This is a genomic window from Peribacillus sedimenti (genome assembly GCF_046237635.1).
Lineage (GTDB): Bacteria > Bacillota > Bacilli > Bacillales > DSM-1321 > Peribacillus > Peribacillus sedimenti.
In genome coordinates, this window is sequence record NZ_CP143547.1 from 2,494,061 (window position 1) to 2,514,252 (window position 20,192).

The following is a 20,192-nucleotide window of genomic DNA, read 5'->3' on the forward strand; positions in this document are numbered from 1 at the left end:
TGCATATCATGATTGCACAGGTAAAAGAACCAAAAGGCGGGATTTAGCGTGTTGATATTTTACATTCTCTTGTTTTTGACCAATGTGATTGGCATTGTCATAGTTTATAGTCATTTATTCCAAAGAAGAAAACTGATCGGTTTTCAACTGGGAATGACTATTTCAATGGTTTCCGGAGGTTTTTTTGCCTTAGTTGCTGGAGTCATTTTAATTTATGTTTTTCCGTTTTACTTTGTATATGTTACGATTGGGGCAGCTTTTGTGGGTATGATAACTGGGAGTTTGTTTGGAGGGCTTTTCGATTATCAAACCCTTTTATCTGGTTATACGAATGGATTAATGGTAGGCATCATGTCTCCGATGATTGGGGCAATAGCTAAAAACAGCGGGTTATTCCTGCTTCTCGTAGAGGCATTATTTTTGGCTACTTTAATGCTTGTCCTTAGTTCTGCTAAAAGAACTTGAGGTGGAACTGTCGATGAATTTATTTTTGTACGTTATGTTTGCAGTTAATTTGATCATCCCTTTTTCCGTGTTTAACAACTTTGCTAAAAAGCGGCGTTTGTTCACAGATCGTTATGGGGCTACTATTACATCTGCATCTGCATATGTATTTAGTCTGTCCACAGGTACACTCTTATTTTTTGTGTTTTCTCCATCGCTTGTGAACGGTATTCTATTATCGACAGCTGTAGGAGTATTTTTGGGTGTTAGCTACGGGCTGCTAATAAAATTTCACTCTTTACTATTAGGTGTATTCTATGGAATGTTAGGAGCCTGGATGGGAACTATGCTGGCAGCAGTAATTGCGGATCCTGCCCTCTGCGGTCTGCCCTCTTCCTTCACCTCCATGCTCCTGATGAATAAAATAATTATAACGGGTTTTCTATCGGCCATTTCCGTACTCACCGCATTGCTCCTGCGCTTCAGTTTCAGGGTTTAACCGGGAAAAGTCGCATTCATAAAAAGAAAAAAGCCATCCTTAAAAGAATGGCATAGTTCCTTAGTGGCAGATTCTTATCATAATAAATTCAATAAATATGGTGCTCCATTAAAAATCATCTGGATTTGAACCAATCCGACGATTTTCATTCAGGGAATTTATTTTGTCCATTTCCAGAGGTGTCAATTCAAAATCAAAGATGTCAGCATTCTCTGTTATTCGCTGCTCATGGATGGATTTTGGTATAGTTACAACCTCATTCTGCAAATCCCAGCGCAGCACAATTTGGGCAACTGTTTTATGATGGTCCTCAGCAATCTCCCTAAGAACCGGATGATCAAACAGATGTCCCCGCATTAATGGAGACCAAGCTTCCAGCTGAATGCTTTTCGTCTTGCAAAAAGCATGCAACTCATTTTGATTCAATAAAGGATGATATTCCACTTGATTCACCATAGGGATTATTTCAGCCTCTTCCAGCAGTTTTTCCAGGTGGTGAATATGGAAGTTGCTTACGCCAATAGCTCGAACCCGGCCTTCCTTATAAAGTTTCTCAAGGGCTTTCCATGTATCAATATACTTCCCGCTAACTGGCCAGTGGATGAGATACAAATCCACATAATCCACTCCAAGTTTCTTGATGCTCTGTTCATAGGAAGCCAATGTAGAATCAAATCCTTGCTCTGTATTCCACACCTTCGTAGTGAGAAAAAGCTGGTCCCTGGGAGCACCTGCCTCTTTTATGGCCTGTCCCACGCCCTCTTCATTTTTATAAAATGAAGCTGTATCAATGCTTCGGTAGCCAAGGTTGATTGCTGTTTTTACGGCATGGACAACCTCCTGTCCTTCATTCACTTTATATACGCCCAGTCCAAACCAGGGCATTTGTACCCCGTTATGAAGTGTTGTACAGTCTTCCAAGCTTCTGGCCATCTTGTATCCTCCCCAATATTTTATATTCGTATAAAAAGGTATGTAACGAAAAATTTCATTTTACCGCTGCTGCCGTCTTAGCACCGAGCATAACTGCCCAAGCTTTGTCATCTTCGGTGAAATAAAACTGAGTCGGTTTAATAACCTGCCTAATGCATTTGCTCCCTATAGCGGGTAACTTGCCTTCTCAGTAAAGGACTTCGTGACAGATGCAATTCTAAATATCGTTTCAGTAGTTACAGGTTCTTTTGTGTCTATATCCCGAACAAATCCGACTTAGAGCATCAGCAGCCGGGGGATTTTCTTCTCTTTCATGATCCTTTGGATGAAATCCTTTAAAGCATGGATATCGCTTTGTTCCAAAAGAGATTTCACCTCTTGTCCATTTCAAACCAGGGCAAAATTCCCGGGCATAAGGCGGCCCGGATCAGCAATTATCTGCCTTGTTCAGCTGCTTCCACCAGCTTAAATAAAAAGAGATAGATCATTTTATATGCATCTCCAATGGACATGTCTTCATTAAAGCCTGCTACGAAGTTCAATGAGAAATTCAATTCCCACAGCCCTTCATCATTATTGAACATCAAGCTATACCGTGCTTCCTCTGGCATATTTTTTTGGATATAAGCCCTTATTTCCGATTCAAGTTTTTTTTGCAGCCTTAGGCCTAGTAACACATCATATGTGCCAAATATGTCATCTATCTCCAGTGATACTGCATCTACACCCAACATTTCGAACCAATCGGATTCTACATATATAAATTCGTTCATATTTTTTTTAAAATGTGACACTGGTTGGTTTAAAAATAAATACTCTTCAGTTGAAATCGTATTCTCACTTTCTTTATCACTGCGTTCAATATACGCATTTTCAAACCTGTCATTAGAAGTTGTTTCAATAATATTTACTTTTAAATCCGTAATTAGGCCGTGCTTTTCCGCAAATTCTGATTCTTCTTTGTAAAGCGGTAGTGGAGTGTTGTTATCATTTGTTACTTTAGATTGTAGCAATTGACGAAATGTATCTTTTAGCATGTTTCCTCCGATATGTAGTTATTTTTAAATGGTAAATACACAGTTATTATAACTTTTTTGGCATACTTTTGTATATTAAGGAAGCTGTGACCAGAAATTAAGCAGGAGCGATACCTGCAGGCCTAATGCAACTATTAATCCTGTTACAGGTCCTCCGTCTTCATAGGCTTCTGGCATCATCGTCGAGCCTATCATTGCAATAATTCCACCTCCTGCGAAGGAGGCAATCCCAGCCATGACAGCATCGGATGCATCACTTAAGAAGAAATAGCCTGCCCATGAACTGATCGCTGAAATGATCATAACGGTAAACCATAGAAAAAACACCTTTAATTTTGAGTATCCGCTATTAATCAATCCTGATGTACTTGACAATCCCTCTGGAATATTACTGATAAATATAGCGGTTACTAGAAGGAAGCTGACATTTTTTTCTACTGTCAGGCTGGATCCTATCATGATGGATTCCGGAATTGCATCCATAACGGTCCCGATAAAAATGGCGAGCCCGGCCTTGCTACCGTCTCTGGTAGCATCGGATCGTTTTCTTTTATGGGCTCCTTTACGGGACACCATATAATCAAACGCCGTGAAAATTCCCGCACCTGCTAGAAAACCAATTGATACTGGAACCATCCCTCCTTCTTGAACGGGTTCCTCAAGTAATTCGTATGCTACTGCACCTATTAGAACCCCAGTACCAAATGCCATGATAAAACCGATTATGGTTCGGTTTATAGGAAAGAAAATGGCGGTTAAGGCACCGAGCAAAACCGCAGTGCCGGAAATGCCTCCCCACATTGCTGCAGTCCACATATTCATTTCCTCCTTCCACCATAATTTCTCCAAATTCTCAAAAACTGCATCCAAAACTGTAATTTATTCCAAATGTGAATTTGGCAATATATTGACCTGATTTAACTTCAGTCCCAAGACACTATGTGAGTCCTGATTTATTTAATAAATAAGGACTCATTTTTAACCTTCCAGTACAAACAAAAGAGTTCGGTTTTAATATTGTTTCCTGCAGAAGAGTAATCCATTTGTAAAACATATTTCTAATTATTATTGACTTCATTATTTGTGAATGGAATAAATCGAAAAAAAGGCCGAATCAATATGAATCAGCCTTACAATCATTTAATTACCAGAACCAGGGAATGAAAGCGAGAGCGGCAATAGCTCCAACTGCAATGCCTGCAGCTATACCCCAGCCCCAACCCCAGCCATCATATCCATATCCATATCCATACCCGTACCCGTATCCACCGTAGTTACGTCTTCCGCCGAATGGACGAAGGAATACTCTTCCACGGTGTACCCGGTCTATAATTCCCCTATGAACTTGGCCATTACGTGTTCTGATTTCAACTGCCCTGCCTACGCTGCGGCTGCATAAATCGTGATAATGAGAGGTCGACATATATATTCACACCTCCTGACCTGTCAAGCTGTAGTTCTATAAAATAAGATATGTCCAACTTGTCATTCATGCATGGACAAATACACAAGGCTGTAGTGGAAAAAGTACAACCTTTTTTATGCCATGTGTCAATGGACGGGAATGGTACATACAATAGTCCATATTATATTAGTTGGGGGAGAAAATATTAATGAAGGTATCGTATCAGGATGCACTGGCATTTTATCGGATAGATGGAGCACATCCGGGAGGATTTCCGCTTACTAAAAAAATACTTAGTATGGAAAACATTAACCGGCGTTCAGTAGTGCTGGAAGCTGGCTGTGGAACAGGACAAACTGCAGCGTACCTGGCAAAAAAATATGGCTGCAGGGTTTATGCTGTGGACCAACATCCTCAAATGATAAATGCAGCAAAAAACCGCTTTGTAAAAGAAAAAGTTCCTGTAAAGATAATGAAGGCAAGTATAGAGGACCTACCTTTTGCAGATGGCCAGTTTGACTTTATAATAGCTGAATCCTCCACTGCATTTACCAAAATCTCTTCAGCATTACAGCAATATTATCGTGTATTGAATCAAAAAGGCACATTGTTAAACATAGATATTGCAGCAGAAATACCTTTAACCAAGGAGGAAAAAAATAAGCTATTAAAATTCTATGGATTCACTGATATATGGACGGAGAAAGAATGGCTGAAAAATATTGCAGCAGCAGGCTTCCGGAATATAAGTGTTGAAAAGAAATTGACAGTCTTTCAGGGACTGGAAGAGTATGCGATTGAAGAAAATAATGTTCAGACCCATAATTTCGATGTGAAAACTGATCCTGCGTATGAAGATGTTATGAATCAACATTATGAATACTTAGCAGCGTTTGGAGAAAGGTTAGGCTACCGTGTGTTCAAGGCTAGGAAATGAATGAGATGCTCTATAAAACAGGGCTGACGGAAAGTTCGCATCACGAGCTTTCCGTAATAGATATACCAAATTTGCTTACAAATAATGATTCATTGTTTGGAAGTCTTAGAATTTATTATTCGGAAAAGTACTTAAGAAGTTAAAAGATTTTTTGTGAATGATTTCAGTCGCACATTTTTTAATAATTAGGCTTATTTCTATCGCCATTTTTTAATTGGTACATATTATGCTGATATAAAATTATAGGAAGTGTATGGAAATGTATGACAGACAACAGACTGGACGGCCCCGTTGTATATTTCCCGGCTATAAATGGTGCGGACCGGGCTGCAGCGGTCCGGGGGCTCCTGTAAACGATGTGGACGATTGCTGTCGGAAACATGACCTCTGCCTTAGTAAGGGAACTTCTCGCTGCCGCTGTGACCGTGAATTTTTAGCCTGTTTACGGCCCAAAATCAATAGAAATACGCAAAAGGGTAGAAATGCTGGGTTGATGTATAATGTAATTCAGCTTACAACTAGATTATCCTGTGGCAGATTCTATTAGTTATACTTCTCTAATTACATTCGGCTGCATTTGGTATGAGTAATTATTATTGGAGGTGTTTGAATGCCAATATTTCCAAATCAACCACAGCGCAGGCCAATGGGCCACGGGAAAACGCGGCCTCAACGATCGCGTCCCCAGCCATTCCGGAACCGAAAGACTCCCGAAAAAAAATCAACCTCTGCCGCTGATATGGTGGCAAGGATTCCGGAACATATCAACAAATTTGCCGCGCACGCCGGAAGAATAAGAGAAGGTGTTAACATGCTGCGACAGGTAAAAGCAATCATCTCGATCTTTAAATCATAAAAGTTTGCACACCTTTCCATCTGAAAGAGAGGGTTTTCGATGGCCCTCTCTTCTTTTATGAACTGAATGTAAGGAATCACAGGAGCCTATATTTACAGCATCATTACAAGTTGTTTGTCTAATTATTATAGGATGTGTTATTGAAGTGTTTTTGAATCGATAGAAATTATTCTATAAATGAAACAATTAGAAAACCAGCTGGATATGAGCCGGTTCGCAAAAATAGGTTCTTTATGCAACATCCATTTTTCTTTCTTTTGCCATACGCTGCTTTTTTGATTTCTTAAAGTGAAGCAATTCATATACTACTGGTATTACTACCAGTGTGAGCATTGTTGCTATGGCAAGCCCTCCAATAACGACCACTGCAAGGCTTTGTGAAACCAGGGCACCCGTTTCTGCTTTTTTGAACAATAATGGAAGCATGGCACAAATTGTAGCCACAGCTGTCATGATGATAGGCCTCATCCGTGTGGCTGCTGCCTCCACGATTGCATCGCGCAGTATCATCGTTTCTTCCTTTTGTTTTACTCGATCCAATAAAACGATTGCGTTCGTTACAACAATTCCAATAAGCATCAAAGCACCTAACAAAGCTGTTATGTCAACGGGTATGCGGCTGATCACAAGCCCGAGCACCGCTCCAATCGCTGCGAGCGGCAGTGAACACAGTATCGCTATTGGTGCACGGAAAGACTTAAATGTTATGATCATAATCAGGAATACCAATCCTATAGAAACGATCATGATTGTAAACAAATCGGTAAAATCCTCTGCTTGTTGTGTGCTCGCACCGCCAATAAGGACGTGCACCCCATCCATGATTTTCATGCCATTGGTTTCCTTATCGCCAAAAATTATTCGATTGATTTCTTTATTTATCTCAGATAGTTTATCAGACTCAACTATGGCCGTTACCCTTACGTAGGTGTCTCCATTCTTATGGAACTGGTTGGTCGGCTTCTCTTCCTCTTTTAATGAGGCTATTTCCGATGCTGGTACCATACCTTGCTGGGTCATCAGCGGAATGTTTTTTAAATCATCAGCAGATTTTGGCTCAACCATCGGTTCCAAAAATACTTCTGTAGTTTGATCTTCAATTGAAACTGAACCAAGCGGGGTACGGTTCAACATTGCATAAAGCTGTTGTGACACCTGCTCTGCGTTGCCCTTTTCGGGATTCATTTCAAGCGAATATATTGTCTTTTTATCATCCTGATTGGTTGAGACTTCTTCAATTCCGTCTATGCCTTGTATCTTTTGCTTGATTGCATCGGCTGTAACTTCTAATTCCGCTATTTCCTCCCCAACCACATCAATGGTTATCTGGGTTCCGGAACCTCCCGTCAGAGATGCTGCGCCAGCTGTAAGCTCTGCCCCCTCGTATTGATCTTTCTGTTTATTGATGTTATTTACAACAGTGTCGGTCTGGTCTTTTTCATCCATAAAAATCATGAAAGTTGACATTGTTGGTGAACCTACCTCACCAAATTTAGCCGCATCCTCGGAGATACCCAATCGGGTTATAACATAATTAATCCCTTTTTGTTTTTCTATAAAATTCTCCAGTTCAAGTGTCTTTTCTTTTACTGTCTCAATTGGAGTATCACTTCTGTAATTCAAAGTGGCCATTACGAAATCTGAAGTGGAATTATCCACCGCCCCTTTGGGCATTGCAAAATATGTTCCGATTGATCCAGCAAATAACAATATGGAAAGAAGCAGTACTACCCATTTATGGTTTAATGACCATGTCACAAATTTTGTAAATCTAACGGCAGGTTTATGTTCAGGAAGTTTAGAGTTTTTCAAGAAGGCCGCGCTCATTACCGGCACCACAGTAAGGGCTACCAGTAAAGAAGCTAATAATGAATATGTTATTGTCAGTGCAAACGGCATCATAAAATCCTGTAAGCCTCCGCTGACCAATCCAATTGGCAAAAAGACAGCCACAGTTGTAAGTGTAGAAGCAGTTATCGCTTTACCGACCTCTTTAGTGGCATCAATAATCATCTGGACAGAAAACGTCTCTTTCGCCATTCTTCTGAATATGTTCTCGATCACTACAATACTGTCATCCACAAGGCGGCCCACTGCGACTGCTACCCCGCCAAGAGTTAGGATATTTAAAGTAATACCTGACCGGGACAAAAGGAAAAGAGTCAAACATAATGATAAAGGTATTGATACAATAGTAATTAGAGTTGAGCGGATGTTCCGTAAGAATATCATGATAACGATTGTCGCAAATAAAGCTCCCAGCAGAACCTCCTTAATCATGGAATGTACGGATGTCTCTACCATATCTGCAGTAGCCAGAACGACCTTGGCCTGGACATTATCAAATTCCTTGCTAATTTCTTTTGAGGTATTCCTAACTTCCTTACTGATCGTAACGGCATTTGAATTGCTGTCCTTCGTAACAATAAGGAGCAAGCCATCACTGCCGTTAATTCTGGTAAGTGTGTTTTCAGGTTTATTAACCGAAACAGCGGCAATATCTCCTAATTTCACATTTTGTGAAACTGGAAGATTCTTAATCTTATCGAGGCTTTCTATGTTACCGATTACTTTAATATTGGCAGACTTTTCATCAATGATTTTTTCACCGACGGAAACTGCCGTATTTTGTCCCCGTAGCACAGTCGTTACATTTTCAAAGGAAACCCTGTGCTTGGCTAATTTTTCATTGTCCACCTTTACAGAAACAAATGAATTGGAAGCGCCATAGGTCTGGACGTTGGCTACCCCTTTAATATCCTTGTATTTCGGAATGATTTTTTGCTTTGCCAATTCTACATTATTGGGTGTTAATCCTTCGTCAAACGTTACTGCTACATCCGCGATGGGAATCATGGATGTGTTTCGTTGAACGATGGTCGGCTTACTTACATTTTTGGGAAAATCGATACTGCTTATTGCTTCCTGAACCTCTAGCTTAGCATCTTTCATGTTTGTACCTGAACTAAACATGATATCGATTTTCGTATAACCGTCACCTGTAGTTGAATATATATTGCTTTTTCCTTTGACTCCTGCAACGGCGTTCTCAATGGGTGAAGTTACGAGGTCTTCCATTGTTTTGGAATCAGTACCCTGTCCCATGACAACGACCATGACCAAAGGCTCATCAGCAGCTGGAAGGAATTCCATAGGAAGCGATCTGTAACTGATAATACCGACAATGATTGAAAGAACTGTTAAGAATGCAATGGCCGCCTTGTTTCCAAATGCCCATTTTGTGAACTGATACATATGTCAAAATACCCCTTTCATAGTAAAATATTCCCATAATCACAAGTTGAATCGTACCACGTTTGGCTAAAAAATAAAATAAACTTTTTGTTAATCTTTTCGACAAGCTTAGTAAGCTGACCACTTCCTTTCCTATTAATGTAAATACCTTTGCAGTCCAAACTCCCCAGCAACAATATATCCTAAACAGACACGGCTCGAAATAACCTGTGGCTGTAACTTTATCTAGGACTTAAGAAGTAGGTTATATATATAAATATAAAAGCTTCCTTCTAACAAGGAAGCTCTTTGGAGAATTGCTTTTATTGAAGCGATTGACCTTTGACTGGTGCAAATTCATTGGCCAGCTTCCTCATGTCGTTCTCTGGAAACTGGGGCATCTGATAGTAGTGCCGTTTGTTTTGATAAAGCGACACCTCATAGGCCATTTCTATACAGTTTGGCAAAGAATCTGCCAGCACCCTGCGCACCACAGGATTGGAAGATTCTAAAGAGGCCATGGTCTTCATGGCAGCCCCTGCTTTTAGTGACCCAAGAATACAGGAGGAAACAGTCTGATCTGAAATATCTGATTGTGATTGGATGGGTGTGACCGGTTCGGTGTCTTTAAGGCCATATATAACATCATTGCTTTCCTTCATTTTATAGCTCTGTGTTGGTTTATATGGATCTTGGCCGGACTTTAGGCAATCCAGGGTAATATTGTATTCTTCCTGCATGAATCTGTTTTGCCGGTCCATGATGTCGAGAAGTTCCTGGTCCTTCACATATTGTCTGAGCATGGTATATTGGTTCATCGTATTGACACTATTCAGTAGGACTTCCCTTACATCAAGCATTTCATGAGCACTGTGGTTCAAATGCTGCGGAACATGCCCTGTTTCCATGTTAGAATGCAATTGTTCTTGATTATCCATGTAGATCCCTCCATTCAAGTCATTACTTAAATATTATTGGAGGTATTGTTATTAATTATTCTTAATCCAGCAAACTTTTAATTTTAAAATAGCACTAAAAAAAGTACTCATATGAATGTTTTTATCTCGCCAATGGCATCCAGCTTTAGAACATTGCGTAAGACAATCCTGGTAATATCCTTCTTGCGCGGTTCAGGAAGTGTTTGAATATCTTCTATAAATTCTTCGTCATTGAACCAGTCTCCCGTTTTTGCGGAGAATGGACAATTCTCCCAGGCTTCCGTTAATGTCGGACTATAATGCTTAAATGGATTTCCTTTATTAGGTGAAAATATTTGGCTCCAGTAATCCGCTCTCGAGGCTGTATGCGAATGGGAAAATGCAAAATCCTTAATCCCTAACCAGACATCGGAGTAGCCAAAAAGAAGGTTATAGAGGGTTTTCCCTGTCATGATCCGTTTATCTGGTTCTGCAAATCGGTGAACGGTAACTCCTGTTAGTGCATATTCCTGCTTTCTTTTTTTCTTATAAGGAAAAACAACCGCTGTGAACCCAAGGAAATCCTGCAGCTTAAAATCGATGCCGTTGATGAGGTCAATATGAGAGCGTTTTTTTAATATTCTCTCTTGCAGCATCCGCTGTTCATTAATGATCAATGCCACAGTAAGCAGAGAGGAATTCCGATTCTTGAGGAAGTCCTCCCAGATAGGAATCATGAACCGGGAGATATGGAAGTAACCCAGCAGATTTGAAGGGAAATGAGGAGATCCTTTGAAATTTTCATATAAAAGAAGCTGGGGATATGCGTCAGCGAATATTGCCGCATTTGCTTCTTCCAGGAAAAGAAAGTATTTTGCACGATCTCCATAAGGAATCAGATCCTTCATGATCGAGCCCTTAAGATCGGTCATGTGATACCCGCCATTCCTGGATACCATATGAGCCAGGAACGCCCAATGAACCTCAGGGTTTCTTTTATAGAATTCCAGATAAGCTTTTGTTCTCGTGATATTATTCATATTTAATTTTAGAGTTTCCGAACGTATTCTTTTAAGGAGGTCCCTTTTATCATTCAAGGTCCAATTAGGGGCATTCGTCGGTTTATCCAGCTCCCTTTGCAGCTTTTCCTTTAGATGCAGGTATTGTGCTTTGCTTATAACCTGCTTTGTTTCCTCTTCTTCTCTTGGAGAGAACAGCTTTTGTATCATTGAAAAAATATAGATCCCAACCTTTAGCATGAAGATTCCCTATCATTATATTGGCTGTTGTGTCTTTTGGAATCTTATAATTCCTGGATGATCCCTTTTTTGTAAGCAGGAATCAGGCGCTCAGAAAATAACTAACAGCGCAACCCCGTTTTTATTTTTTCAATAAAAAGGGAGCTGCGGCTGCAGCTCCATGTTTAGACTGTATTATCCACATCCCCGTCAATTTGCCTTCCATATCTTCCACGGGGTTCTGGCGTTTCTTTGTTCGTTAAGGTACGTTTTATGTCACCCTGTTGTTTCCGGGCTTCTTTTATTCGTTCATCCTCTGGTTTCATTTTTTTTTGCACCCCCCGTCAGAGGAGACCTAGACCTTTTCAGGCTAGCTGTCGAAATGGTTATAGCTTCGCTCGTTTTGGCAAGCGTCACACAGGACAAGAATCTTGGTTTGATATGTCGCTTCTTCCTCAGTCTCGGGTTGCTGCTGACCGCACAGTTCACAAATCTTCATACAAATGGCCTCCTAACAGAGAGATAGTCATGGTTTATATGGTTCATCAATGTGATAGCCTGTATCAAGTAAAGCGTGCTGGAAATCATGCAAGGATGCAGCCAATTTGTCATAGATGAAACGTGCCTCCTTGTTCTCAAGGTCAACTTCAGCTCTTTGCACCCCCCAAACGCCATGAAGTGCTTGAAGTATTTTGTCCGCATCCTCGAGGGAAAGTTCGTCTTGGATTCTAATTTTTCCGGTTTCCAACTGTTTGCCTCCTCCTTAGTGCTGTGGTTTTTTATCCTGAGTAAATGCTTCTCCCATTCCTCGCAAGAATTCTATCATTGTTGTCATGGAGGCCCTGACTTCCGGATTCCGCATCATGCCAGCGAGTTTCATTACGCCATGTGATTCACCGTTCTTTATGCTTTCAGAAGCCCTCTCCAGACCAATGCCTACACCATCCAGCATCGTTTGCAATTGTCCTGGATTCATTGTTCCGATGAATTTGACGGTGTTGAAAGCAATTTTTATCGTATTATGCATGGATGGCTGATTAATTTGCTGAAGTGCAATCACTCCAACTTCATTGAGTTTTTCTAACAATGCCTGGATGGCATCAAGTGCTCCCAGACCATGGAAATGGGTTAAAATATCCAAAGTTTTAGTCAACGCTTCCTTATTATCGGCCAATGTGGCTAATATCTCTGTTAATGCCTGCTGCTGTTCTTCCTGTTTGTTTGGAACACGTTTATTAATGTGTGTGATAGCCTTCGCCATAATCTTCGCCTCCCATTTCTTCATACATCCTGACTATGGATACAAAATCAGGGCGCTGCCATTTTTCTTCGACGCGGACACTGATTTGCGGCACTCTGTTGCCGTAACGGTGATTATGGTCTGGAATCGGAGGTTTTCCATCCACCTCGAGAACTTCCATCTTGACATCCATTTCTTTATACGCAGGTGTATGTGTGACCGTATCATGATAACTGCTTGTCAAGTAATTCACTGCTTCATTATCTTTTGGGCTATGCATTGGCAGGTATAGTTCCTTGCCTTTTACCCGATCCGTAACAACCGCCCTGACCTCGACCGCTCCATAAGGCGATGTCAAGCGGACAAGTGAACCATCCTGTAAATTTCGTTCTCTGGCAAGCTCATGGGACACTTCCACCCAGACTTCCGGCACTTTATGGGTAATACCCTCAGAGCGATATGTCATGTTTCCTTCATGGAAATGCTCCAAAATCCGTCCATTATTCAAATGCAGGTCAAACTCGTCGCCGGCCCTGAATGGCGGCGTCCAATCAACGGCAAATAGACGGGCTTTACCATCCTCAAAGCCAAACTTATCTTCATACAATAACGGTGTATCGGTTCCATCTGAATCCACCGGCCAGCAAAGGCTGTTCCATCCTTCAAGGCGGTCATAGCTAACACCTCTGAAGATATGAGCAAGGCTTGCTGCTTCGTCCATGATTTCGCTTGCATGTTTATAATTCCAGTTCGCCCCCATCTTATTAGCAAGCATTTGGAAAATCTGCCAATCCGGCTTTGAATCCCCTAGTGGTTCAAATACTTGATAGAACCTCTGGATCCTGCGCTCAGTGTTGACAAACGTTCCGTCTTTCTCAAGGTTAGGAGCTGCAGGAAGGACGACATCTGCGAACTGGGCAGTCTTGCTGAAGAAAATATCCTGGACAACAAAGAATTCCAATTTTTCATAAGCTGCTTGAACATAGTTTGAATTTGCGTCCACCAAGGCCATTTCTTCACCAAATAGGTACATGCCTTTTAATTTTCCTTTATCAATCGCCTCAACCATGTGATGGTTGTCCATACCAGGATCCGTAGGCATGCTGACACCCCAGGCCTTTTCATACTTTTCTCTTACGTCCGCATTGCCGACTGGTTCGTATCCCGGCATCCAAGAAGGCAGTGTGCCGAAATCGCAGGCACCCTGTACATTGTTGTGTCCCCTTAGCGGGTAGGCTCCAGTTCCAGTGCGGCCATAATTTCCGGTAATCAAAAGCAAGTTGGAAATCGCTGTACTTGAATCAGTTGCGCCCTTATGCTGCGTAATTCCCATTGCCCAGAGGATGCATACTCCTCCTTTTGCTTCGTGGATCATGGTAGCGGTCTTGATCATATCTTCCTTCGATATTCCAGTTGTTTCTTCCGCATACTCTAACGTAAATTTATCAAGAGTTTTTATGTACTCTTCAACATTAATCACACGTTCTTTCAGGAATTCCTTGTCATGCCAGTCCTGGTCAATGATATATTTGGTAACTGCACTCAGCCAAATGATATCGGTACTCGGTTTTGGATGGAGTATAAAATCGGCGCGTTGAGCCAACTCATGTTCACGCAAGTCCGCAACAATAAGCTTTTGTCCATACAGCTTATGGGCACGCTTTACGCGGGTCGATAAAACCGGGTGTGACTCTGCAGGGTTGGCTCCAATTACAATGATTAAATCGGCTCGCTCTATATCATGGATTGTTCCAGAATCGCCGCCTAGTCCAACAGTTCTCATCAACCCAGCAGTAGCAGGAGATTGGCAATAGCGAGAACAATTATCGACGTTATTAGTTCCTATAACAGAGCGTACAAATTTTTGGAACAAGAAGTTTTCCTCATTAGAACATTTCGATGAAGCAATAAATCCCAATGCATTCGGGCCATGCTTTTCCTTAATCCCACCTAGCTTTTCGGCAACCAAATTAAGTGCTTCCTCCCATGTAGCTTCGACAAACTCGTCATTTTTCCTAATCAACGGCTTAGTCAAGCGCTGGTCACTGTTAACGAAATCCCATCCGAATTTGCCTTTTACACATGTGGAAATTCCATTGACGGGTGCCTCTGCATATGGCTGAATTCTTAAGATATCTCGGTCCTTGGTCCACACCTCAAAGCTGCAGCCTACCCCGCAATAAGTACATACCGTTTTGGTACGTTTAATTCTTGCCTGTCTCATTGCGGCCTCTACTTCGGAAACTGCAAAGATTTCTTTGTAGCCGGGCTCTACTTCTTTCGTAAGATCGATCATCGGCTCTAATATGTTTGGAGGTATTTTTGTTAGGAAACCTGCTTCTCCCAGCATCGATTTTTCCATTAATGCATTGCATGGGCACACATTGACGCAATGGCCACAGGAGACGCAGGAAGATTCATCAATCGGTACATCATTATCCCAGATAACGCGTGGCCTATCCCTGCTCCAGTCAATCGTCAATGTTTCATTAACCTGTAGATCCTGACAAGCTTCTACACATCTTCCACATAGGATACATTGGTCAGGTTCATAGCGGTAAAAAGGATGAGAATGGTCCGGAGGATATGGCTTTGCTTCAAACTCGTATTTTTGGTGTTCAATCTCTAAATATTCTGCGGTATTATGTACAACACAGTTTCCGTTATTATTATCGCAAACCGTACAGTACAGCTCATGGTTTTGTAATATGCGGGACATAGCTTCATGCTGTGCATCCCGTACTAATTCAGATGTGGTGTCAACGGCCATTCCAGGTTTAGCTTTGGTGGCACATGACCTGACCAGATGCCCATCCGCGCTTATAAAACAAGTGTCACATGTCTGAATGGGTCCAAGATTGGGATGGTAGCAGATACTGGGAATATAGACTTCATTCGACTGGGCAACCTGCAATATAGTTTGTCCAGGCTGGGCTGTATATTCGTCGCCATTAATCCTTATTGAAAAAGATTGATCACTCATCACGTTTCCTCCTTTTTCTGCTTATATGCAAGATATTCTGCTGAAATTGCAAATTTTATTCATATACAAGAAATAGTTAGCCAATCTTGTATCATTGAACAGTCGGTTAGAGAAGCTAATCCAGTTCAGCGTATCTATTCATTTCATAAGTATTCCCAAATGCAGTTTCAATAAAAAAGTATTATGTGGCAAAAAAATTTCAGTTGCTGCAAGTATGTTATACGAATTACTGTTAAACCTAACATTAGTAATTAATTTAGTATTTTGTAGAAAGGGGCTTTTCAATGGATAAGGAACAATTGTTCAATAGGCTGGAATCAATGATTATGTCGTCATCCAAGAAACCAAAATATATGTCGTTTTCCACTGTCAAGGTGGCTGATATCCTTGGACTCACTCCCGAGGTTGTAGAGCAGGGTTTGCAGGAAATGGTCGAGCAAGGCAGGATAAAAAGGTCAAAACTTGATGAGCCGCCACACAGTTTGATTTATACTCTGCTTCAAACAAAAGGGCAAAACCAGCCTTCTTTCTAAATGACAGGCTCTTCGGGTCTTTTTTCAGATTGTTGATCAAGCAGAAAATGAGGTCTTTTTTGGTGGCGATGAACGCCAGAAAGCAGTGCAGGAGCGGAAAAATATTTCTTCATAGCCGTTATGAAACCAATAGCTAACCAAAGCTCTTGAAGAAAACTATGAAACTCAAAATTCAGTGTTATCCTTATGATTATGAGAGACTACAAGCTAAAATATCTTACGGCTGCTCTATTGAAAATATCAAATTCTCATAACGGGTAGTTATATATGCTTGAGACATTTTCTTTTTCCACAGACGAAAAAAACAGGCCTCCGGGAGCCTGTTTTTGATTGTTTCATTAAGATATTTTTTTATTTATTTCAATTCACACCCTGATTTGGGTCCCAGGAACCCTGCAATTTTCTGATAAAAACAATTTGCCCAATATGATAAGCGGCATGGTTAATCATATTGCCGATTACTGCGGCCCAACTGTCCGTTGTATTCTCCCCTGCAGCTTTGTCCAGCAAGTCATCCTCTGCACGGTTTATCGTATTGTACCAGTCATCCATAGTTGATTGGAATCTTGCTACAGTTTCGTTCCAATCTATATTCCCTTGGTTTTGGAATGTGGAATCATTATCTCCTTCCATCTTGTGATTGGGCAGTCCTTTGAAAGTGTTTAAACAGCGGTCATTCCAAAAAAGAATATGGTTAACAATTTCACGGATGGAGTTCGAACCTTTTTCCGGTATCCAATTTGCCTGTTCATTGGACAAGCCTTTTACAGCATTATCAAAAGCAACAAACCAGCCATCCGCTTTTTGGCATGATGAGATTTGGCTTAAGAGAACGGATTTTTTATTCATTTTAATCTCCTCTTTTCTTTTTATAGAATTAAAGATTATTAATGAGTAAGATTCATGATGTAAAAACACGTTCTGTACACTGTATCGGAACATCCCTCCTTTTATATAACCAGTAAAAATTGGTTTGATGGTTATAATATATACAACAATGAATCTAACTGTCAATTATTTACTTAAACGGTTATAATATTCGAGAAAGGAGAAATTATGGCACAATCAATCAGACAGGTCAAAAATTTAACCATACTCGGCGATAGCTACTGCTTGGATTTTGCAAACACTGTTGGCTGGCATGCCAGTAAACAGCCCCAAGAATGGATTAGGAATTATGATGCTCTTGTGGAATGGTCGCTATATGCTGGAATTATTACAAAGTCAAAATATCAAGAACTGTATGACTCTGCAGTATTACAGCCGCAGCAGGGACTAAAGATATATGAAGAGGCAATTGAAATGCGTGAATGTCTATATCGAATCTTTTCGGCTGAAGCCGCTAAAAAAAGCATAAACCTATCTGACTTATCCCTTTTGAATAAATGGATTAAAAGATCTGCGGCATTTGTAGTACTGAATAAAACAGATAATGGCTATTATCGTACATTCGCTGAAAGCGAGGAACTAGATCAAATGTTATGGGTCATCGCAGACTCAGCAGCAGAACTTTTGACTTCAGACATTAGATACAAAATAAAACAGTGTGAAGGCGGAACCTGCGGCTGGCTGTTTATTGATACTAGCAAAAATAAAAGCAGGCGATGGTGTTCAATGCAGGATTGCGGGAACCGGGAAAAGGCGAAGAAGTATTACAACCGAAGGAAACAACAACAATAAAAACAAACTGTCAGCAGAGCGGCAGTTTGTTTTGCTTTGCAATATCCAGACTAAATTATATCCAAGGGAACTTTATGCGTGGGTGGCGGGAATGCCCTATCCAGTTCCTCCAGATCCTCTCTTTTAAGTTTTATGGCGGCTGCCTGTGCATTCTGAAAAACATGGTTTTCCTGAACAGCCTTAGGGATTGCGATAACATTATCGGTACGTATTGTCCATGCAAGAGCTATTTGTAAAGGTTTCACCGCATATTTTTCAGCGATTTGAGTCATAACTGGATTGCTCATTAGCTTTGATCTCAATTCTCCGCCATGGCCAAGTGGGCTATACGCCATTACTGGCACCTTATGTTGCTTATGCCAGGGTAATAAATCATACTCTATTCCCCTTGAACCAATATGGTACAATACCTGATTAACCGCACAATTTTGTCCCCCATCAGTTCCCCACAATTCCTGCATGTCCTCGGTATCGAAATTGGAAACTCCCCACCTTAAAATTTTCCCTTCCTTTTTTAACTTTTCCATTCCTTCAATTGTCTCGGACAACGGAACATTACCACGCCAATGTAATAGATACAGGTCCAGGTATTCAGTACCCATCCGCCTTAAGCTATTCTCGCATGATTCCGAGATCTTTCTGATACCCGCATTATGGGGATAAACCTTAGAGACCAGGAACAAGTCCTGCCTCCGGCTGGGAATTGCGTCGCCTGTTACTTGCTCTGCACCTCCTTCTGCATACATTTCTGCTGTATCAATCAATGTCATCCCTAAATCTATGCCAAGCTGCAAAGCTCGTATCTCCTGCTCTTTTGCTTGGGGATTTTCTCCCATATACCATGTCCCTTGGCCCAGTGCAGGAACGGCTGTACCATCGGGTAATGAAACCTGAATTTGTTGAACCCTTGCTTTTATTTCTTCACGTTCATTAGAAACGCCCATTTTTATCGTCCCTTTCCTAACTGACCTGCTTAATAGTGAAGAAAGCACTACCTGGAAAGTAGTGCTTTCTAAACATTATATTAAATCAAATGTGCTCCTCCATCGACCAGTACCGATGTCCCTGTAGTAAAGCCGTTTTTCGCCAAGTAAACATAAGTTTGTGCAATGTCTTCCGGTTTAGCAATCCTTCCAACAGGGAGTTGCTGGCCAATACCCGCAAACATTTCTTCTCGCTGTTGTTCAGGCATGCCAGCATAAATAGGTGTATCTACTATTCCAGGAGACACAACATTTACTCTAATTGGTGCCAGGTCCAATGCAAGGCCGCGTACTAACCCATCAATAGCGGAATTTATCGATGCCAGAGTCGAGGCTCCTTTAGGAGGCCTAATGCCATACACCCCAGAAGTCAAAGTCACGGAGCCGGACTTCTCCAAATAAGGAAGTGCCGAAAGAACTGTTATGTATTGACCCCAGAATTTGCTGTCAAAGGCTTCTTTTACACTGGTAACAGGAAGGTCGCCAAAATGTCCCATAGCTCCTTCGCCTGCTGTGACAACCAGGTGGTCGAATTTTTCGATTGATTTGAAGAAATCCCTAGTGTTTTGTTCACTGCGGAAATCCAATTCGTATGTCTGCACTTGGTTTCCAAGTGACCTTTTTGCATCTTCTAACTTAGACGCTGTTCGGCTTGAGATGATTACTTCTGCTGATTCATCAAGAAAAGCCTTTGCTGCTGCTAGGCCAATCCCAGATGTTCCTCCTACTATAACTACACGTTTCTCTTTTAAAGACATGTAAATATCCTCCTAACCCTGTACTATACTCAGTCCTTTTTCAGAACCTTGATATCAGACTTATTCTACTAAACCCGGAATGTTAATCACACTAAATTGCTTGGCAGCTTAAGCTAACTGTTGCTGCCTTCCTCCGGAAAAGGACTTCCTGTGGATGTGAGACGGTTGACGCATTCTTGTACCGTATAACGAATCGAGTTCCAGCTCTGAATAGAATCTCCATGCTGCTCAAGCCAGCTCATGCAGAACTGCGGGTCAATCCCATTACTGGTACATTCTTTTAGAAAGCTTTCCAGATTGCCGATATTGCTGCTCTGCCATGATCCACAAGTTGCTGCCCAAATAGCCTCGACTTTATTTGTTATTGATTCAGTTGGATTATTGAATGCATTTTCCATGATCTTTCCCCCTTGATGGCATATATTTTCATTATGTCCAAACCGCCGTAGAATATATTGAAGTTGTGGGAGCTTTCAAAACATGGCTGGATTTCTGCTTTTTTCGATTTGTTACCA

The 20,192-nt window shown here is 41.2% G+C and carries 23 protein-coding genes; 7 read left to right on the forward strand and 16 right to left on the reverse strand.

Going from position 1 to position 20,192, the window contains the following annotated elements; translation table 11 throughout:
• Positions 1-48: 48 nt before the first annotated feature.
• A complete protein-coding gene (locus tag V1500_RS12345) occupies positions 49-465 on the forward strand; it encodes a hypothetical protein (protein ID WP_409305806.1) in 417 nt (138 codons plus the stop codon).
• A gap of 13 nt (positions 466-478) precedes the next feature.
• The gene (locus tag V1500_RS12350; protein ID WP_409305807.1) at positions 479-943 is read left to right on the forward strand and encodes a hypothetical protein; all 465 of its coding nucleotides are present in this window, start codon (positions 479-481) and stop codon (positions 941-943) included.
• Positions 944-1,051: 108 nt separating this feature from the next.
• Here V1500_RS12350 and V1500_RS12355 read toward each other — a convergent pair whose 3' ends face one another.
• From V1500_RS12355 to V1500_RS12375, 5 genes are all read right to left on the reverse strand, one after another.
• Entirely contained in the window at positions 1,052-1,876 is an 825-nt protein-coding gene (locus V1500_RS12355) for an aldo/keto reductase (protein ID WP_409305808.1), read from the reverse strand.
• 165 nt (positions 1,877-2,041) lie between these two features.
• Positions 2,042-2,134, reverse strand: coding sequence for a hypothetical protein (locus V1500_RS12360; RefSeq protein WP_409305971.1), 93 nt, complete (start codon positions 2,132-2,134; stop codon positions 2,042-2,044).
• A 176-nt stretch (positions 2,135-2,310) separates the two neighbouring features.
• On the reverse strand, positions 2,311-2,913 hold the full coding sequence (locus V1500_RS12365) for a branched-chain amino acid aminotransferase (RefSeq protein WP_409305809.1): 603 nt from the start codon (positions 2,911-2,913) through the stop codon (positions 2,311-2,313).
• A gap of 75 nt (positions 2,914-2,988) precedes the next feature.
• Positions 2,989-3,729 (reverse strand): ZIP family metal transporter, encoded by a 741-nt coding sequence (locus V1500_RS12370; RefSeq protein ID WP_409305810.1) that lies wholly within the window; start codon positions 3,727-3,729, stop codon positions 2,989-2,991.
• A 328-nt stretch (positions 3,730-4,057) separates the two neighbouring features.
• On the reverse strand, positions 4,058-4,336 hold the full coding sequence (locus V1500_RS12375) for a hypothetical protein (RefSeq protein ID WP_409305811.1): 279 nt from the start codon (positions 4,334-4,336) through the stop codon (positions 4,058-4,060).
• Between the two features lie 190 nt (positions 4,337-4,526).
• Here V1500_RS12375 and V1500_RS12380 point away from each other — a divergent pair, with 190 nt between their 5' ends.
• The 3 genes from V1500_RS12380 (at position 4,527) to V1500_RS12390 (ending at position 6,111) form a co-directional block, all read left to right on the forward strand.
• Positions 4,527-5,255 carry a class I SAM-dependent methyltransferase gene (locus tag V1500_RS12380; protein ID WP_409305812.1) on the forward strand — a complete coding sequence of 243 codons (729 nt, stop codon included), beginning with the start codon at positions 4,527-4,529 and terminating at the stop codon, positions 5,253-5,255.
• A 259-nt stretch (positions 5,256-5,514) separates the two neighbouring features.
• Entirely contained in the window at positions 5,515-5,802 is a 288-nt protein-coding gene (locus V1500_RS12385) for a phospholipase (RefSeq protein WP_409305813.1), read from the forward strand.
• Positions 5,803-5,865: 63 nt separating this feature from the next.
• Positions 5,866-6,111, forward strand: coding sequence for a hypothetical protein (locus V1500_RS12390; protein ID WP_409305814.1), 246 nt, complete (start codon positions 5,866-5,868; stop codon positions 6,109-6,111).
• 231 nt (positions 6,112-6,342) lie between these two features.
• Here the strand turns inward: V1500_RS12390 and V1500_RS12395 are convergent, their stop codons facing one another.
• From V1500_RS12395 to fdhF, 7 genes are all read right to left on the reverse strand, one after another.
• On the reverse strand, positions 6,343-9,366 hold the full coding sequence (locus tag V1500_RS12395; RefSeq protein WP_409305815.1) for an efflux RND transporter permease subunit: 3,024 nt from the start codon (positions 9,364-9,366) through the stop codon (positions 6,343-6,345).
• Between the two features lie 302 nt (positions 9,367-9,668).
• Positions 9,669-10,283: a spore coat protein gene (locus V1500_RS12400; RefSeq protein WP_409305816.1), complete on the reverse strand. Its 615-nt coding sequence runs from the start codon at positions 10,281-10,283 to the stop codon at positions 9,669-9,671.
• A gap of 107 nt (positions 10,284-10,390) precedes the next feature.
• On the reverse strand, positions 10,391-11,521 hold the full coding sequence (locus tag V1500_RS12405; RefSeq protein WP_409305817.1) for a DUF2515 family protein: 1,131 nt from the start codon (positions 11,519-11,521) through the stop codon (positions 10,391-10,393).
• A gap of 164 nt (positions 11,522-11,685) precedes the next feature.
• A complete protein-coding gene (locus V1500_RS12410; RefSeq protein ID WP_409305818.1) occupies positions 11,686-11,826 on the reverse strand; it encodes a hypothetical protein in 141 nt (46 codons plus the stop codon).
• 200 nt (positions 11,827-12,026) lie between these two features.
• Entirely contained in the window at positions 12,027-12,248 is a 222-nt protein-coding gene (locus V1500_RS12415) for a heavy-metal-associated domain-containing protein (RefSeq protein WP_409305819.1), read from the reverse strand.
• Between the two features lie 15 nt (positions 12,249-12,263).
• Positions 12,264-12,761 (reverse strand): DUF1641 domain-containing protein, encoded by a 498-nt coding sequence (locus V1500_RS12420; RefSeq protein WP_409305820.1) that lies wholly within the window; start codon positions 12,759-12,761, stop codon positions 12,264-12,266.
• The gene (fdhF, locus tag V1500_RS12425) at positions 12,736-15,723 is read right to left on the reverse strand and encodes a formate dehydrogenase subunit alpha (protein WP_409305821.1); all 2,988 of its coding nucleotides are present in this window, start codon (positions 15,721-15,723) and stop codon (positions 12,736-12,738) included. The genes V1500_RS12420 and fdhF overlap by 26 nt, the downstream gene beginning before the upstream one ends.
• Positions 15,724-16,007: 284 nt before the next feature.
• Between fdhF and V1500_RS12430 the strand changes: the two genes are divergently transcribed.
• Positions 16,008-16,256, forward strand: coding sequence for a helix-turn-helix domain-containing protein (locus V1500_RS12430; RefSeq protein ID WP_409305822.1), 249 nt, complete (start codon positions 16,008-16,010; stop codon positions 16,254-16,256).
• Positions 16,257-16,616: 360 nt separating this feature from the next.
• On the opposite strand, the gene V1500_RS12435 is transcribed toward V1500_RS12430, so the two are convergent.
• Positions 16,617-17,105 carry a DinB family protein gene (locus tag V1500_RS12435; RefSeq protein WP_409305823.1) on the reverse strand — a complete coding sequence of 163 codons (489 nt, stop codon included), beginning with the start codon at positions 17,103-17,105 and terminating at the stop codon, positions 16,617-16,619.
• Positions 17,106-17,312: 207 nt separating this feature from the next.
• Here V1500_RS12435 and V1500_RS12440 point away from each other — a divergent pair, with 207 nt between their 5' ends.
• The gene (locus tag V1500_RS12440) at positions 17,313-17,936 is read left to right on the forward strand and encodes a CGNR zinc finger domain-containing protein (RefSeq protein WP_409305824.1); all 624 of its coding nucleotides are present in this window, start codon (positions 17,313-17,315) and stop codon (positions 17,934-17,936) included.
• 50 nt (positions 17,937-17,986) lie between these two features.
• Here V1500_RS12440 and V1500_RS12445 read toward each other — a convergent pair whose 3' ends face one another.
• The 3 genes from V1500_RS12445 to V1500_RS12455 all read right to left on the reverse strand — a co-directional run bounded on the left by V1500_RS12445 (position 17,987) and on the right by V1500_RS12455 (position 20,075).
• Complete coding sequence (locus tag V1500_RS12445; RefSeq protein ID WP_409305825.1) at positions 17,987-18,880, reverse strand: aldo/keto reductase; 894 nt, start codon at positions 18,878-18,880, stop codon at positions 17,987-17,989.
• 80 nt (positions 18,881-18,960) lie between these two features.
• A complete protein-coding gene (locus tag V1500_RS12450; protein WP_409305826.1) occupies positions 18,961-19,677 on the reverse strand; it encodes an SDR family oxidoreductase in 717 nt (238 codons plus the stop codon).
• 113 nt (positions 19,678-19,790) lie between these two features.
• Positions 19,791-20,075 (reverse strand): hypothetical protein, encoded by a 285-nt coding sequence (locus tag V1500_RS12455; RefSeq protein ID WP_409305827.1) that lies wholly within the window; start codon positions 20,073-20,075, stop codon positions 19,791-19,793.
• Positions 20,076-20,192 lie beyond the last annotated feature (117 nt).